Here is a 15965-nt window from a genome sequence, read left to right on the forward strand (position 1 = left end):
AAAAGAAAACGTCTCATTTCTCAAAAACTGAAACCAGTACCACTTCAAAAGGCTGCATGATCCCTAATTCATAACTCGTTTTATTTGGTCATATCGACTCTCTTGCACCATAGATTTTATCTCTGATTTTTTAATTCTGACAAATCTGTAAGGGAGTATACATCATGAACCGCATTTATAAAGTCATCTGGTGTTGCGTCTTCTGCCTTTGGCATCGGTGCTTCAGCAAGCGAAAAATGCCATGGCTGCTATTAATGCTTTTGTAGTATGTTTCATACGAATCCTTGTAAAGAAACTTTGAGTGATAGGGCGGTTAAGAGTCGATATCATTTACAATCAACAGTTAACATAATAATACCCTTATTAAGTCCTGTTTTAATATATTGATATTTATGCATGTTTCGGCGCATCAGGTTGCATCATAGGATCCGCAACTGCAAATGCCTTTAGTGTACGGCAATGAGTATCAATGGCGACGATATTGGGGTAAGCGCTCAAATCTACTTTGAAGCGGCGAGCAGAAGAGACTTGTGGAATCAAATAACAATCTGCGAGAGTAGGACTGTCCCCATAGCAGAACTGTCCGCGATTGTTATCCGCTGCTAAACGTGTCTCTAAAGCGGAAAAACCTTCACTGATCCAGCGATTGCACCATGCAATCACATTTTCCTCGTCTACTGACAGCTTATTGCGTAGGTACTGTAAAATGCGGCGATTATTAATTGGGTGGATATCGCAACCAATCATCGCACTTAGCGCACGCACGTGCATGCGACCAGCGGCATCTTGGGGCAATAAAGCGTGCTCAGGGTAGGCTTCTTCTAACCACTCCAAGATAGCGGGACTTTGGTATAATAATAAATCGTCCGCTTTTAAGACTGGCACCAGTCCTTGCGGATTAATCGCTTTAAATGCGTCCTCTAACTGCTCATCTTGTGCCAGGTTGATCGTGATATCATCGTAATCTAAGCCTTTTAGATTCATAGCGATACGAGTACGGTAAGACGTGCTACTACGAAAGTAGCCATAAAGTGTCATCATTATTTATGCCCTTATTGTGATAGGTTATTTGTATCAAGCTTATGTGAGATAAAGTTAGTATTATTGAGTCGTGTCACTATTAATTTGGCCTGTATGTCACCGCCAGTTCATTGAGCAATTCTCATTGAGCAACTCAGTATCAAGAAAACATAATTAAGTACACTAGAGACGAGCCATCATGCCAGCAGATAAAAATTTTTTAGATAAATCCGTCACGAGTAAAAACCAGAGTGGCATCCAGTCACTTGAGATTGGATTGTCGATACTAGATGTGCTTATCGATCGCCATGAGCCTATGATGCTAAAGGATATCGCTGAAACCATGCAGATGCATCCAGCAAAATCTCATCGTTACTTGGTCAGCCTCATTCGCAAAAACTATGTGCGTAAGCTTGATGATGGTCGCTATGGGCTTGGCGATAGAGTAAATGCATTGGCAGCATTAGGACATACTGAGCTCAGTCAAAACAATCTCTTGGCGCGTCTCACGCAGGTGGCCAATGAGATCAAAGAGACGTTTAATTGCGCTGTACAAATCGCTAAATGGTTCAGCGAAGGGCCTATTATCATTCAGGCGGTCGAGCCTGACAGTCTGATCAGTATTATCACGCGCATCGGCTCACGCATGCCGTTGACAACATCAGCCACAGGGCAGTTATTTGCCAGCTATCAGCCTGATACGATCATCCAGCCATTGGTTGAGGCTGAATGGCAGACACAAAGTGAAAAAGACGGAGTAGACGACTGGCAACGCTTTACTCGTCTGCAAGCCAAGATACGTACGCAAGGCTACGCAACTGTCACCGGTGACATGCTCATGGGAATCAATGCCATTACCATTCCCGTCATTTTGCCGCGCCTTAATGGCAGTACTGCCCGCATGACTGCTGACACTGAACCCTCTAATCAAGCACTGCCATTAGAATATGCCATCACTATCATTGGCACCACAGAGCAACTACCAATGAGTGAGCAACAGAACGTGGTTGAGCAAATACTAGCAATCGCACAGCGCTATCAAATAGCATAGTCAAAATGTTAACTACAAGCTGATTGGCTATAGTAGAACCTTAATAAAATTAATACAGCATAGGAAACGCGCTCGATTAAACGCTATTTTTCTTGCTTGCTGTGACTGCGTCTCCAGACCAGAGGCTGCGAAAAATAGCGTTTAATCTTGCTATACCATTTTTGTAATGGTTTCACTATATCGCGTTATCGCGTCGAGAGACTTATTTACTCATGTTGTCTCACTAAGTCCATCCTCTAAACCACACAGGCGCTACTTGCGGCTTTTGCTTTTTCGTATACATTATTAGCATCTAGACCAGTGGCATTGACTTCATCTAGATAGTACTTTGAGCCTTCCAATAATGGCCCCTTCCAGTCTGGGTCATTGAGTGGATCAGGGATATCAATCATAATATCGCCTTTTTCTTTGGCGGCTGCCATGGCCTTGGCGTTACTCACGTCAAATACTTCGGAGATATGTGCTGCCATCTGAGCTCCTGAGTTGTCATCGATCACCTTTTTGAGGTCATCGGGCAGGCTCTCATATTTGTCTTTGTTCATACTGATGACAAAGGTGGAATTATAAAAAGGAATATTGGTGTGTGTGTTGATCAGCTCATCAAGGCGAAACGCTTGGATGGGTTGCCACGTAAAGCTAAGCCCATCGATGACGCCGCGCTGAAGCGAGGTATAAGTATCGCTGGCTGGCATGCCAACGGGTGCGGCACCAGTTGCCTCGATAATGTGGCTAGCAACGGCAGAAGGCTGGCGAATGCGTAAGCCTTTCATATCGGCTGGTGTGCGAATGGGTTTATCGATGGTATGAAGCGCGCCTTGTCCAGTCCCGATGAGCGCGAGCAAGTGAGTATCTTCGTACTCATTTTTAATGACACCCTCATCATAAAGTTTATGCAGGATACAGCTTTGCTGCTGTGCGGTATTGGTGATACCAGGTAGCTCGACAACCTGCGTCAAAGGAAACCGTCCTGCTGTATATCCTTGCGCTTGCATACCGATATCGACGATGCCTTTTGCAGTTGCATCATAGGTGGCACCTGGCTTGCTGAGAGTGGCAGACGGATAAATCTCAATCTTTAAACGACCCTTTGAGTCTTCTTCGATTTTTTTGGCCCATGGCTCCAATGCTTCGGTATTGATATTGTCATTGGCCGTCATAAAGTGTGAAAATCTCAGTGTCGTCACATCGTCTGTATTAATATCCGCGCTTTTGGCTTGCTCATTTTGATCATTGTTAGAGCAGCCAGTTACTGCAAGCGAGGCGGCGAAGAGTATGCCTAAAGGGAATGTTACTTTCATCATTGAGTCCTTTCATGATGGGTAGATAGGGTTTGTTAGGGTGTGTCATCCATTACACACGGACAGCACCAGCGCCTTTGACGTGATAGTGAGTATGCAAAAACTTGCTCTTTATTGTCTTAAATCAATCATGACTTTGGTTAAATGGATACATAATTGAGCACGAGAGGATACGACAACAGGCGGCAAATAAAGTAATAGACCGTTACTCGCCGACAGGGGCAATGTCACGGGCTTCAGCGAACTCATCACTGTGTAAAAACTGTGTGTGGGCTGGGGCGCGTTTGGTACGAGACCATTCATCTAGCATGTCGTGCTTGATGGCCTCCGTAATCATCGAGACTTTGTCCTCTGAAGTCGGATCGTCATAGGTCAACTCGAGACGATGCCCATTAGGATCAAAGAAATATATCGAGTGAAAGATACCGTGATTGGTCACGCCAATGACATCAATGCCTGCACGTTCTAGTTGTTCTTTAGCTGCCATCAGCTCATCACGATCTTTGACTTTGAGCGCCAAGTGCTGCACCCAGTTTGGAGTATTGGGGTCAAAGCCCATTTCAGGCTGGTTGGGCACTTCAAAAAACGCCAATACATTACCATTACCAGCGTCCAAAAAGACGTGCATATAGGGGTCAAAGGCTTTGGTCGAAGGTACGTGATCTTCTGCAAATGCCAAGATAAAATCCATATTGAGGTTTTTTTTGTACCATTCGACCGTTTCTTTGGCATCCTTGCAGCGATAAGCCACATGATGGATTTTTTCAATTTGAAAGCTCATATTCAACTCCTTTTGATAAGGCGTAGCGTGAATGTAAGAGGAACGATGCCCGTACTAATAGACCAAATGTCATGATGGTTCTAACGGCTCAAATCTACTGTCACTACGCCTTTTTTCTATGCCATTATTATTCGTTAAAATCGAAGCTAAGCGCGGGCAGTACTTTGCCTCGTACTTCACCAAACCCAACACGCACGCCATCTTTTTCGCTATAGCCTTTCATAATAACGGTATCGCCATCTTCGATGAAGGTGCGCGACTCACCACCCTCAAGTGCTACGGGTTTGGTGGCATTCCAAGCAATCTCTAGCATCGAGCCATAAGAATCAGGCGTTGGCCCTGAGATTGTGCCCGAGCCCATCATGTCACCGACTTCAACTTTGCAGCCAGTGATGGTGTGATGCGTCAATTGCTGCGCCATTGACCAATACATGTATTTAAAATTGGTCTCGCAAATAACCGTAGCCGTTTTTGCATTTTCAGGCAGTAGCTCGACCGACAGATTGATATCAAAGCTGCTCTCTTTGTCTTTTTCATTGAGATAAGCCAGTGGTTTAGGCTTTTGGGTTGGGCAAGCGGTGCTAAATGATGCCAATGCATCCATCGTGACTATCCACGGAGAAACTTGCGAGGCGAACGTCTTGGCATTAAATGGGCCTAAAGGGACATATTCCCACTTTTGGATATCTCGAGCCGACCAGTCGTTGAGCAGTACCATACCAAAGATATGATCAGCGGCATCGTCTACGGCGATTGGTTGACCGATATGGTTGCCTTTACCAACGACAAAAGCGGTCTCGAGCTCAAAATCCAAACGCTTACAGGCGGAGAAAACAGGACGCTCATCAGGGTTAGGCTTTAGTTGACCTGAAGGGCGGACGATATCAGACCCGCTAACGATGACGGTGCTGGCGCGTCCGTTATAACCAACTGGCATTTCCGTCCAGTTGGGTAGCAGGGCATTGTTTGGATCGCGGAACATCGTACCGACGTTGGTCGCGTGTTCTTTCGATGAATAAAAATCGGTAAAGCCAGGTACTTGGACGGGCAAGTGCATGGTGACGTCTACTTGCTTGAACAGCGCCTTTTTTTGCAGATCGGCATTGTCACGTAAGTCGCTGTTGTCACTAGACAGTAGCGACTGAATGGTCGTGCGTGCTTTTGTCCAGTTGTCTCGACCAGAATCAATAAAAGCGTTTAGCGTCGACTGATCAAAGTAAGTCCCACCATTTAGGCTCAGTAATCCTTCTGACTCTAGCACAGACAAGTCTAGTACCTGATCGCCAATGGCAACGCCTGCACGGCGCGCACTATCTTTAGTGTCGCTAAAAATACCATACGGCAGATTGTGGATGGAGAAGTCAGAGTTCGCTTTGATGTCGATAAAAGAGGTGAGAGTACTGTCAATCGTTGACATGATTTGCTCCTTGCTAAAAGTATTATTTAATTACGTTATATTTAATGATTTACGTATAATGTAATTTATTGATATGTTGATTGCAAGTTTTTTTGTGCCATGTCTTTTGCTTAGTGATTGATAAGACGAATCCTAAGCACAAAAAAAGGCCAAGCAATCGCTCAGCCTTTTTTATTTTTTAGTCTATATGTCTGATTAATTTAGTCTTTTAAAACGTCTGCCATCGCATTGGCGACATAGTCGATGTTGCTGGTATTTAGACCTGCGACACACATACGAGAGTTGGATACCATGTAAATACCAAACTCACTTTGTAGGCGCTCGACCTGCTCAGGCGTCAATCCAGTAAAGCTAAACATACCGTTTTGACGCGTGATGTAGTCAAAGTTACGGTTGGGGATTTTGGCTTCTAGTACCGATTTTAGCTTTAGGCGCATGGCTTTGATGCGGTCACGCATCGCATAAACCTCGCCAATCCACTGCTCATGTAAGGCGTCATCGTTCATGACGATATCAACCACATGACCACCGTGTGATGGCGGGCTTGAATAGATACGGCGTACCATTGCATTTAGCTGACCGAAGACGCGCTCGGTTTCGTCTACAGTGAGACAGACGACTGATAGACCGCCAACGCGCTCGCCATATAGCGATAAATTCTTAGAGAATGAGTTGCTGACAAATAGAGGCAAGCCCATCTCAACGGCTTTACGAATGGCGTAAGCATCGCTGTCCATGTCCTCGCCAAATCCTTGATAAGCGATATCCATGAATGGAATCAATTCATGCGCTTTGATGACGTTGAGCACGGTATCCCATTGTGCTTGGGTCAAATCCATACCTGTTGGATTGTGGCAGCAAGGATGTAGCAAGATCACATCGTGTTTGTTCAATGTTTCAAAAAACGCAATCATCTCATCAAATTTGATACTGCTGTTGGCTTTGTCGTAGTACGGGTATTTACCAACGGTAACATCAGCACCTTCAAAGATGGCAATATGGTTGCCCCATGTTGGATCGCTTACATAGCACTTAGACTGCGGGAACCATTGGTGAATAAATTCAGCACCGACTTTCAGCGCGCCAGAACCACCGATAGTGGCGATGGTCGCAACCAGACCGTCTTGTAAGATTTGTGCGTCTTTGCCAAACAATAATTCCTGACAGCCCTTACGGTGGCCTGGCAAGCCTGCCATTGGTAGATAGGGACGCGGCGCGATAGGATCAGCAATACGCGCTTCCGCTGTTTTTACACAGTCGAGTACAGGCAGTACGCCATCTTCATCATAATAAATACCAATGCCTAAATTGACTTTATTGGGATTATTGTCCGCTGAGTATTTTTCCATCAGCCCTAAGATTGGATCGCCAGCGTAATAATCGATACGTTCAAACATGCCATTTCCTTATAAGAATATAAACCAAGCAGCCGAAAATCATAGAGCAAATTGCTGATGAACTCAACACGCGAGTGCGTTATCTTGCGCAATTAATAAAATAAATCACCAAATATCTTGTCTCTTTATCTGGCAGACGAGTTTGTGGCGTGATGCATCACTTAATCGACAGTGTTTCAGGCTGATGTAAGTCGTGATAATGGGTGGCAAAGTAAGTTTGCAAAAACTGCTTAAAAGCGATGGTTGCAGGAGACAGCGCCCGTGAGGCACGCTGATAGATAAAGAACTGGCGCATTTTTATAGGCTGCGTCAATGGGCGCATTTGCAAGCCGTTGGCGCTGACCCAATCGATGACCTCGGGCATATAGGGGAGGCATAAAGTAATGCCGAACCCTTGGCGGGTCATCTCAAGCGCGGTGGACATAAAGTTGACTTTGTAGCGCGCTTGCTGAATCTGAGCGGCGATAGAGTCATCCAGCTCGACTGTCACCTGCTCAAGAAACGGGCCTTGTAGAGTGATAAGTGGAATATCAAGCAACTCCTGCCAAGTGATTTCGTCTTTTTGCGCCAGTGCATGATCGTTTGGCATAACCACGCAAAACGGCAGCTTGTATAACAGATCAGCACCGATATCATCTTCAGTTTCTATAAAACCAAGTTCAGTACCAACCCCCAAATCGACCTCGATGTCTTGAACATGCTTGAGCAAATTTTCTGCTGAGCAATCCAATAGCGACACCCCGATATTTGGATATTCCTTAGCAAATTGCGCGATGACGGCGGGCAGGGAGGATGCCGCAAACTGCGACACCGCTAAGCGCACCTGACCTTGCGCCAAGCTGGTCAAGCTACTCGCTTCGTTTTCGAACAGTTGCATCTCATTCAAGATACGCCGCGCTTGTGGCAGCAGATGGCGTCCGACAGCGGATAGCGACAACTGGCGGGTAGTACGGTCAAATAACACGATGCCAAGGCCAGTCTCCAGCTCTTTGATCAGTCCGCTAACAGCAGATTGGGTGAGATACATCTGTTCGCTGGCACGAGTGAAGCTGCCGTTGTCAGCGACTTTGATAAAAGCGGTCAGTTGACGAATGCTGATATTCATAAGTAAACCTGATAAATAAATCATAAAAAACAATTAGTCTTATAAATAAAGCTAATCTAATATAAATACAACGTCAACAATAAAGATTGATTATCAATCGTTTTATCGCATTTTATTACTAATCGACTTTTTACCACCAATTGACATTAAGGATGATTGCAATGGCAGATTTATTTGACAACCCAATGGGACTAAACGGGTTTGACTTCGTCGAGTTTGCTTCTCCGCAGCCTGATGCGGTCGATGCATTGTTTAAACAGCTTGGATTTGCCCACGTGGCCAATCACAGATCAAAAGATGTGGCGCTATATCGCCAAGGTGACATCAACCTAATCTTAAACCGTGAGCCAAGAAGCCCAGCCAGTTACTTCGTCGAAGAGCATGGCGCTGGTGCGTGCAGCATGGGTTTTCGGGTAAAAGATGCCAAAAAAGCCTACGAGCGTGCGGTGGAGATGGGTGCGCAGCCAGTAGAGGTGCCAACAGGCGTGATGGAGCTGAGACTGCCAGCGATTAAAGGTATCGGCGGCTCACTGATCTATTTGATTGACCGTTATAAAGACGGTGAATCTATCTATGATGTTGACTTTGAGTTTTTTGCAGATATCGATAGAAACCCTGTCGGATATGGTTTCAAAGTCATCGATCACCTCACGCACAACGTCTATCGCGGCCGCATGGCGTACTGGGCAAAATTTTATGAGCGTATCTTTAATTTCCGCGAGATTCGCTATTTTGATATCAAAGGTGAGTATACAGGTCTGACCAGCAAAGCGATGACTGCCCCTGATGGCAAAATCCGTATTCCGCTCAACGAAGAAGCCAAGCAGGGCGGTGGACAGATCGAAGAGTACTTAATGCACTTCAATGGCGAGGGGATTCAGCACATTGCTTTGGCTAGTGATGACTTGTTTGCCAGTATCGATATGCTAAAAGCCGCTGGTATTCCGCTTATGACTGCACCAAATGCAGCCTACTACGAGATGCTGAATGAGCGCTTACCAAACCATGGTGAAAACGTCGCTGACTTGCAAACGCGCGGTATCTTGTTAGATGGTACGACAGAGGGCGGCGCACCACGTCTGCTACTACAGATTTTCTCTGAGACCATCTTAGGCAGCCCAGTGTTTTTTGAATTTATCCAGCGTAAAGGTGATTATGCAGACGGTTTTGGTGAAGGTAACTTTAAAGCCCTGTTTGAATCCATAGAGCGCGACCAAGTGCGTCGTGGCACGGTCGGTCAGCAAGAGACCAATCAATCAGAAACAGAAACGCCGTAGATCACACTACATTTAGAAAAAATTTAAAAAACAAACGGACAAGGCAAAAGGAGTTTGGCTTGTCCTGCATGAGTGACTGATATTAGCCACTGACTAATCAGTATGAGTGCAAATATTCACTGCGATAAAAGGAACACAGGCATGGAACGCCTCTCACAGACAGACTCTCCTAATAAAGCCATCGGCACCGATCATGTTGCAACCAGTCGAAAAAATGGCACTGCGACTACGAATACGATGGATAAAAAGCCTTACATCTCGCATCAACCAGATCCTAACGGTCATATTCATTATAGTGATGATGAAAATGCAATGTGGCAGGCGTTGCTTACGCGTCAAGCTGAGCAAATCCCTAACCGCGCTTGTCCTGCCTATCTAGAAGGTTTGACGAAGCTAAACTTGTCAACGACGCATATCCCGCAGTTGCATGATATTGACGAGGTATTGCAAGCGACCACCGGTTGGCAAACCGCAGCGGTGCCTGCATTAATCAGCTTTGGCAAATTCTTCAAACTACTGGCCAATAAATCCTTTCCTGTCGCGACGTTTATTCGCCGATTTGAGGATATGGACTATATCGAAGAGCCTGATATTTTTCACGAAATCGTTGGACACTGCCCGCTATTGACTCATCCAGCCTTTGCAGCTTTTAACGAGACGTATGGCAAGCTTGGTCTGAGTGCAACGAAAGAGGAAAGATGGTTTTTGGCACGGCTCTATTGGTTTACCATTGAGTTTGGCTTGGTCGGTAGTCAGCCTAAAGACCGTAGAATCTACGGCGGCGGTATATTAAGCTCGCCCTCTGAAACGATCTACGCACTGAATGACCAATCACAACGTCAGCACCAACATAAATCTAACCAGCAGCCCACACCCCAACCTGAACACCGCGCATTTGATTTGCTTGATGTGTTGCGTACGCCTTATCGCATCGATCAAATACAGCCGATTTACTATGTGATTGACGAATTAGATACGCTATTTGATATCGTTGATAGCGACATCATGGGGACGGTCAAGCAGGCGATGTCACTTGGGTTATTCGAGCCGACCTTTCCAGAAAAATCCCATTAAAATTTTATAAACAGCCGCTCTACTACATAAGCACATAGCAGTGGAGTGGCGTCAACAAACCTCAGTATCACAAATCAGTATCACAAAACAATAAACTCGATAAAAGGACATTATCATGACAGTATTATCACAAAGCAGTTGCGAAGCTTGCCGTATTGGCGCACCAAAAGTCGACGAGGCCGAGGCACGCGAGCTATTGACACAAATTCCTGATTGGTCATTGATTGAGGTGGAGGGTATTCAGCAGTTGCAGCGTCAGTACAAATTTAAAAACTTCGTCGCAGCGATGGATTTTGCCAATCAATTGGCAGACATTGCTGAAGCAGAAGGGCATCATCCCGGCATATTGGTAGAGTGGGGCAAAGCGACCGTCACATGGTGGTCACATAGTATCAAAGGGTTGCATCGTAATGACTTCGTCATGGCGGCTAAAACCGATGCGTTACTTGATAAGTAACGCATCAGTCATTCGGTTATTCGCTAGCAAACCCATATGCTAACCCTTCCAAACTCAAACCCAATCTAATGCCAGCCTGAGCTGGCATTTTAAGGATGTGTCATGCCACCAAAACCGCTCACCCAGATCAGCGCCAAGCTTGCCTTTATTATCTCAGCCATCGTCATCGCCATCATGGGTGTTACCATGATTGGCTTTGGTTGGGTACCGCACCTGTCTCTTATCCTTGCCATTTGTGTATTGCTGGCTATCGGTATGTATAAAGGACTCAGCTTTGACGACATGCAAGCACAAATGGCCTCAGGCGTCATGCGCGGTATCGGCGCCATCTATCTATTCTTCTTTATTGGCCTCATGGTCGCCGCCCTCATGATGTCAGGGGCCATACCTACCTTGATGTACTTTGGTTTTCAGCTCATCTCCCCTGAGTACTACTATATCTCCGCCTTTATCTTGACGTCTATTATCGGTATTGCCTTGGGTAGTAGTTTGACCACCGCTGCCACACTGGGTGTGGCCTTTATCGGCATGAGTAATGCCTTTGATGCCAACGTGGCGATAGCGGCTGGTGCGGTGGTATCAGGTGCGTTCTTTGGTGATAAGATGTCGCCCTTGTCGGATACCTGTACCATTGCCTCTTCGGTGGTGGGTATTGATCTGTTTGAGCACATTCGCAACATGATGTATACGACAGTACCTGCGTGGATACTGACAGTAATTCTGTTCTGGTTTTTCTCAGGTCAGACCGTCAGTGCTGATCTGAGTCAAGTGACCATATTACAAGGACAGCTGATTGACAGTGGCTTGGTGCATGGGTATTCGGTACTACCCTTTGTGATATTGGTGGGGTTGGCGTTGTTTCGGGTCAATGCGATTTATACGATTATCTGTACGATTGCCGCAGCGCTGATCATTACTTATATGCACAGCTCACCCAGCTTTGGTCAATTAGGTGGGTATCTGTTTGCAGGCTATGCCTCTGCTGAGTCATTAGAGCTGGGGGAAGTAGGCGGTATGCTGTCGCGCGGCGGTGTACAGAGTATGTTCTTTACCCAAGCGATTGTGATATTGGCATTAAGCTTAGGTGGTTTGCTGACGGCACTAGGGATTCTACCTGCATTACTGTCTGGTATTAAGGACACCTTGACGACATCAGGACGGGCGATCTTTGCGGCAGCCATGTCGGCACTGAGCATTAATGTGCTGATCGGTGAGCAGTATTTGAGTATTTTATTATCCGGTACGGCATTTCGGTCAACGTTTGAGCGTTTGCACTTACATCCAAAGAATTTGTCTCGGACGATTGAGGATGCAGGAACGGTGATCAATCCATTAGTGCCATGGAGTGTGTGCGGGGTGTTTATCAGTCAGGCGTTAGGGGTGCCGGTATTAGAGTATTTGCCGTATGCGTTTTTCTGTTATTTGTCATTGCTATTAACACTGCTGTTTGGCTTTACGGGGCTGACGATTAGCCGAGTGGATAAAGAAGCAAAAGTCGTCGAAGCATAATAGGTGATGATTTATAAAAAGACGCGGCTTATATAAGCCGCGTCTTTTGCATTTAAATATTCATTAAATAAGCTTTTATTGATCTGCCGTTAGGGCATCCTGACTTTTCACCACTTTATGCTGATCCTCTGTGCTATCGACTTTCCAATAACTAGACACATATAGATGCGTCTTTGGTACGTCGCGCTCAACTTTGAAGTATTGGCGCAATACTCGCATACTATGAAACTCGCAAGCCGCCCAAACCGCGGGCTGTCCCTCAAGCCAAGTCAGTGATTTGACGCAGTCAAGTAACGGGCTGCTGTCTGCATTTGGATGAGGGTTGACCACCCATTGAATCTCGACGTTATCTGGTTTTTTGAGTGTTTGCTGGTCTGCCTCAGTCGTCACTTCAAGCACGGCATAGCCGCGAGCATCGGCAGGCAATTGTGCCAAATTGACCGTGATCGCTGGCAATGCTGTCATATCACCGACCAATAAAAACCAATCGGCGTCATTGTTGATGAGTTTTTTTGGGCCAGGTCCGCCTACCAATATTTGATCGCCAGCTTTAGTGTTGCGTGACCACGTCGATGCAGGGCCTTCAGCTTCATGTAAGGCAAAATCAACATCTATCTCATCATCACGTTGAACGCTGACGGTATAGGTACGTACCAATGGCCGAGCATCCTCACCTTGAGGAAACATCAGTTTGATATAGGCGCTTTCTTGATCTACGGGGAAATCATTAAGTCCAGCCCCGCCAAGCGTGACGCGGCACATATTTGGGGTGAGGTATTTGCTACCGATAACATCGAGTAATCTAGGGGTAGGTTTTGCCATTTGCTATGTCCTTCTTTTGTAGCATGTAACGATAGTGCGCAAAGCATGATTTATTGTCGTCTGATAGCTTGTAAGGCTAGCATATTGCTTTGATGATCGACTATCTTAAAAATGTATGGGTAAAAATGGTTTTAGAAAGTGGATGATTTTATTAGGGCGTGTTGAACATTCGCAAATAGGCACTGCTGATCGCTAAAATTGTTCCAGACAAGGCACAAAGCGACGATAATGCAGATGCCTTAGCGAGATTTGTAACGCAGTATGGGGCAATTTTAGCATCAGCCCCAACGATAAAAAGCAGGGGACAGGACTCTTTTTTGCCGCTTCATCGTTAAAAATAAGCGCTTAGAATGACTAAACTTATTATTTTTAACATCGAATCGCCTAAAAAATAGTCGCTGTCAGTGCCATGGTCGAATGTTCAACACGCCCTAATAACCGTCTTGCTAAGTTTAAAAAATCAGGTTTAAAAACTGGCTTTTAGGCTGACCGACATTTCACGCTCAGGCCCCATCCAGCAATTGTTAATATCATAACAAGCACCAACGTAGGTCTTATCGAACAGATTGTTGATACTCGCGCCGACAGCAAGCATTGGGTTGATCTGATAATTACCGCCAATATCGACCAACGTCACACTTGGTAGCTCATCTGAGTTTTGTTTATCAAGTTGCATACCATCCTCATAGCGAATGCCTGCATTGAGCGTGAGCTTGTCTGTCGCATAGTAGTCGGCCCATAGCGTGGCTTTGTGTTTGGCTGTTTGGGCAGGAGTATTGCCGATCACTTCAGGATTAATTTCTTCTTCTGTGATCTCAGCGTCGGTGTAGCTATAGCTTGCCGACAGATCTACCCAATCATTGAGCATACGACTGGCTGAAACTTCAAAGCCTTTTGACTCAATTTCACCAGTTTGTGTTTGATTTGTATATTTGACGTAATCTGACACCACGACATTTTTTTGGGCAATATCAAATACCGCAAACGTTCCTTTAGTCGCACGGTCTGGAGACAGATATTTGATACCAGCTTCTAATTGATCGGCCGTGGTTGGTTCAAACGCTTCATTGGTAATGAAGTTGCTACCAACAACTGGTTGAAACGACTGTGAGTAGCTCATAAAAGGTGATAGACCATTATCAAAGTTATAAATAGCAGCAAGACGTCCACTGGTTTCTGACGCGTCATTGTCGATCATTTTTTCGCTAGGGATTTCACCTTTCGATGTATCGGTTCGATCAAGGATACTTTTGAATTTATCATGTCGTAAGCCTGCCACCACTGTCCAGTCTTGCCACGTCATTTCATCTTGCACATAGAGTCCAAGCTGGCTTTGTTCGATATCATCGTATCGATTAAAATTATCTAATGGTAAAGTGTCAGTATTGATTTGTGAAAAATCTGGATTCGATAAGTCAAGGTTTGGTGTACCATCTGCGCCAGCGTCATAATAAGTTGCCGTGCTGTCTGTCTCTTGATACTCAACACCAAACAATAGGTTATGTGAGGTATTTTTAGTATCGAATGTATAAGCCAGTTGGTTGTCTGTGGTCCAGTTTTTCATGCTTTCATCTGTTGTGTAAGCTATACGATCTAAAATCGTATCACTACCCTCTACAAATCCTTCATCATTATACATATTGCGCTGCTGAGCTTCGGCATCGGTATAGCGCGTGATATGTTTAAAGGTGAGGTTATCATTGATGTCCCAGTTTACGGTGACGCTTGGCATAAATACTTCTTTGCTAAATTTATTCCATTTATCACCTGCATAAGCATCACTACCCAATTTGCCGTAGCTTGCCTTGTAGACAGTGCCGACAGCAGGTAATGGGGTAGAGGGCACCATCTCTGGATCATCTTGATAAAACAGATTGGCAAGCACAGAGACATCGTCAGTCGCCTGCCACTCAAGCGACGGGTTAATCAACAATCGCTCTTCTTCGGTGGTCTGCATTTGACCGTCTTTTTGCCGTTTTAATGCCACCAAGCGATAGTTAAGCGTATCGCTGACTGGTCCTGTCGTATCGACCGCTACCTCTTTTAAGTTTTGATTGCCAAGTCGCAGCTGCACTTCGGTTTCTTGCGTGCTCTTTGGGGTTTTGGCGATCTGGTTAACCATGCCGCCCGGTGAAGCATAGCCGTATAGCGAGGACGCTGGCCCTTTCACCACTTCGACCGCTTCAGTCGCATAGATATCTACTTGGGGCATCAGGTTATATGCACCATCATAAGGCAATCTTAGACCGTCATAAAAGTTTGAATAGGTCTTAAATCCGCGAATGTTGTATTCGTCAAAGATAGAGACCGTGCCGCGGCTCTCAGAGCTCACGCCTGGCTCATAACGCAAAGCAGCGTTGACACTATCTGCTTGGCGCTTTTGTAACAGCTCCTGATCGATGCGGGTATAGCTCATAGGCGCATCTTCAGGGTCTAATGCGGTCTTGGTACCCGTGCTGCGATAGCCATCTGAATAAACGGTAATTGTATCCAAGGTAGCTGATGGTGTAGCAGCCTCATCGTTTTCAGTATTGTTTGTCGTCTCTACAGCGTAAGCGGCGTGACTCATACCCATGATCAGGCCAATTTGTACTGCTGTGGTGAGATATTTTTTGCGAATGACGTTAGTGGTTAGATGAGACCGCATCAGATTTCCTCTTGGACTAAAATGATTGAATGTTATTTGTGACAGTTAAAACAAATTTACAACGACGCTAATAATAACACTAATGATAATTATTATCATTAAAAATTACA

The 15965-nt window shown here is 45.4% G+C and carries 13 protein-coding genes; 5 read left to right on the plus strand and 8 right to left on the minus strand.

Annotated elements, in window-relative coordinates; translation table 11 throughout:
* Positions 1–390: 390 nt before the first annotated feature.
* On the minus strand, positions 391–1038 hold the full coding sequence (maiA, locus tag AC58CZ_RS07140; RefSeq protein WP_494224924.1) for a maleylacetoacetate isomerase: 648 nt from the start codon (positions 1036–1038) through the stop codon (positions 391–393).
* A gap of 181 nt (positions 1039–1219) precedes the next feature.
* On the opposite strand from maiA, the gene AC58CZ_RS07145 reads away from it, so the two are divergent.
* On the plus strand, positions 1220–2071 hold the full coding sequence (locus tag AC58CZ_RS07145) for an IclR family transcriptional regulator domain-containing protein (protein ID WP_494224902.1): 852 nt from the start codon (positions 1220–1222) through the stop codon (positions 2069–2071).
* Positions 2072–2307: 236 nt separating this feature from the next.
* On the opposite strand, the gene AC58CZ_RS07150 is transcribed toward AC58CZ_RS07145, so the two are convergent.
* The 5 genes from AC58CZ_RS07150 to AC58CZ_RS07170 form a co-directional block, all read right to left on the minus strand.
* A complete protein-coding gene (locus AC58CZ_RS07150) occupies positions 2308–3369 on the minus strand; it encodes a TRAP transporter substrate-binding protein DctP (protein WP_494224901.1) in 1062 nt (353 codons plus the stop codon).
* Positions 3370–3574: 205 nt separating this feature from the next.
* A complete protein-coding gene (locus AC58CZ_RS07155) occupies positions 3575–4150 on the minus strand; it encodes a VOC family protein (protein ID WP_494224900.1) in 576 nt (191 codons plus the stop codon).
* 127 nt (positions 4151–4277) lie between these two features.
* Entirely contained in the window at positions 4278–5567 is a 1290-nt protein-coding gene (gene fahA / locus AC58CZ_RS07160) for a fumarylacetoacetase (protein WP_494224899.1), read from the minus strand.
* 200 nt (positions 5568–5767) lie between these two features.
* Positions 5768–6964, minus strand: coding sequence for an aromatic amino acid transaminase (locus tag AC58CZ_RS07165; protein ID WP_494224898.1), 1197 nt, complete (start codon positions 6962–6964; stop codon positions 5768–5770).
* Between the two features lie 157 nt (positions 6965–7121).
* The gene (locus tag AC58CZ_RS07170) at positions 7122–8069 is read right to left on the minus strand and encodes a LysR family transcriptional regulator (RefSeq protein WP_427617402.1); all 948 of its coding nucleotides are present in this window, start codon (positions 8067–8069) and stop codon (positions 7122–7124) included.
* A gap of 161 nt (positions 8070–8230) precedes the next feature.
* Here AC58CZ_RS07170 and hppD point away from each other — a divergent pair, with 161 nt between their 5' ends.
* From hppD to AC58CZ_RS07190, 4 genes are all read left to right on the plus strand, one after another.
* Positions 8231–9346, plus strand: coding sequence for a 4-hydroxyphenylpyruvate dioxygenase (gene hppD / locus AC58CZ_RS07175; RefSeq protein WP_494224897.1), 1116 nt, complete (start codon positions 8231–8233; stop codon positions 9344–9346).
* 141 nt (positions 9347–9487) lie between these two features.
* A complete protein-coding gene (gene phhA / locus AC58CZ_RS07180) occupies positions 9488–10420 on the plus strand; it encodes a phenylalanine 4-monooxygenase (RefSeq protein ID WP_494224896.1) in 933 nt (310 codons plus the stop codon).
* Between the two features lie 115 nt (positions 10421–10535).
* A complete protein-coding gene (locus AC58CZ_RS07185) occupies positions 10536–10877 on the plus strand; it encodes a 4a-hydroxytetrahydrobiopterin dehydratase (RefSeq protein ID WP_058024261.1) in 342 nt (113 codons plus the stop codon).
* A 102-nt stretch (positions 10878–10979) separates the two neighbouring features.
* On the plus strand, positions 10980–12386 hold the full coding sequence (locus AC58CZ_RS07190) for a Na+/H+ antiporter NhaC family protein (protein WP_494224895.1): 1407 nt from the start codon (positions 10980–10982) through the stop codon (positions 12384–12386).
* Between the two features lie 75 nt (positions 12387–12461).
* Here the strand turns inward: AC58CZ_RS07190 and AC58CZ_RS07195 are convergent, their stop codons facing one another.
* On the minus strand, positions 12462–13208 hold the full coding sequence (locus AC58CZ_RS07195) for an SIP domain-containing protein (protein ID WP_494224894.1): 747 nt from the start codon (positions 13206–13208) through the stop codon (positions 12462–12464).
* Positions 13209–13674: 466 nt separating this feature from the next.
* Complete coding sequence (locus AC58CZ_RS07200) at positions 13675–15855, minus strand: TonB-dependent siderophore receptor (RefSeq protein ID WP_494224893.1); 2181 nt, start codon at positions 15853–15855, stop codon at positions 13675–13677.
* Positions 15856–15965 lie beyond the last annotated feature (110 nt).

The organism is Psychrobacter sp. CR212 (assembly GCF_059693765.1).

What these genes read in the sequence shown, in the direction of transcription:
- AC58CZ_RS07150 (WP_494224901.1), bottom strand. Translation starts at nt 3,369, where the DNA reads ATGAAAGTAACATTCCCTTTAGGCATACTCTTCGCCGCCTCGCTTGCA.
- AC58CZ_RS07185 (WP_058024261.1), top strand. Translation starts at nt 10,536, where the DNA reads ATGACAGTATTATCACAAAGCAGTTGCGAAGCTTGCCGTATTGGCGCA.
- AC58CZ_RS07170 (WP_427617402.1), bottom strand. Translation starts at nt 8,069, where the DNA reads ATGAATATCAGCATTCGTCAACTGACCGCTTTTATCAAAGTCGCTGAC.
- maiA (WP_494224924.1), bottom strand. Translation starts at nt 1,038, where the DNA reads ATGACACTTTATGGCTACTTTCGTAGTAGCACGTCTTACCGTACTCGT.
- phhA (WP_494224896.1), top strand. Translation starts at nt 9,488, where the DNA reads ATGGAACGCCTCTCACAGACAGACTCTCCTAATAAAGCCATCGGCACC.
- AC58CZ_RS07200 (WP_494224893.1), bottom strand. Translation starts at nt 15,855, where the DNA reads ATGCGGTCTCATCTAACCACTAACGTCATTCGCAAAAAATATCTCACC.
- AC58CZ_RS07155 (WP_494224900.1), bottom strand. Translation starts at nt 4,150, where the DNA reads ATGAGCTTTCAAATTGAAAAAATCCATCATGTGGCTTATCGCTGCAAG.
- AC58CZ_RS07165 (WP_494224898.1), bottom strand. Translation starts at nt 6,964, where the DNA reads ATGTTTGAACGTATCGATTATTACGCTGGCGATCCAATCTTAGGGCTG.
- fahA (WP_494224899.1), bottom strand. Translation starts at nt 5,567, where the DNA reads ATGTCAACGATTGACAGTACTCTCACCTCTTTTATCGACATCAAAGCG.
- hppD (WP_494224897.1), top strand. Translation starts at nt 8,231, where the DNA reads ATGGCAGATTTATTTGACAACCCAATGGGACTAAACGGGTTTGACTTC.
- AC58CZ_RS07195 (WP_494224894.1), bottom strand. Translation starts at nt 13,208, where the DNA reads ATGGCAAAACCTACCCCTAGATTACTCGATGTTATCGGTAGCAAATAC.
- AC58CZ_RS07190 (WP_494224895.1), top strand. Translation starts at nt 10,980, where the DNA reads ATGCCACCAAAACCGCTCACCCAGATCAGCGCCAAGCTTGCCTTTATT.
- AC58CZ_RS07145 (WP_494224902.1), top strand. Translation starts at nt 1,220, where the DNA reads ATGCCAGCAGATAAAAATTTTTTAGATAAATCCGTCACGAGTAAAAAC.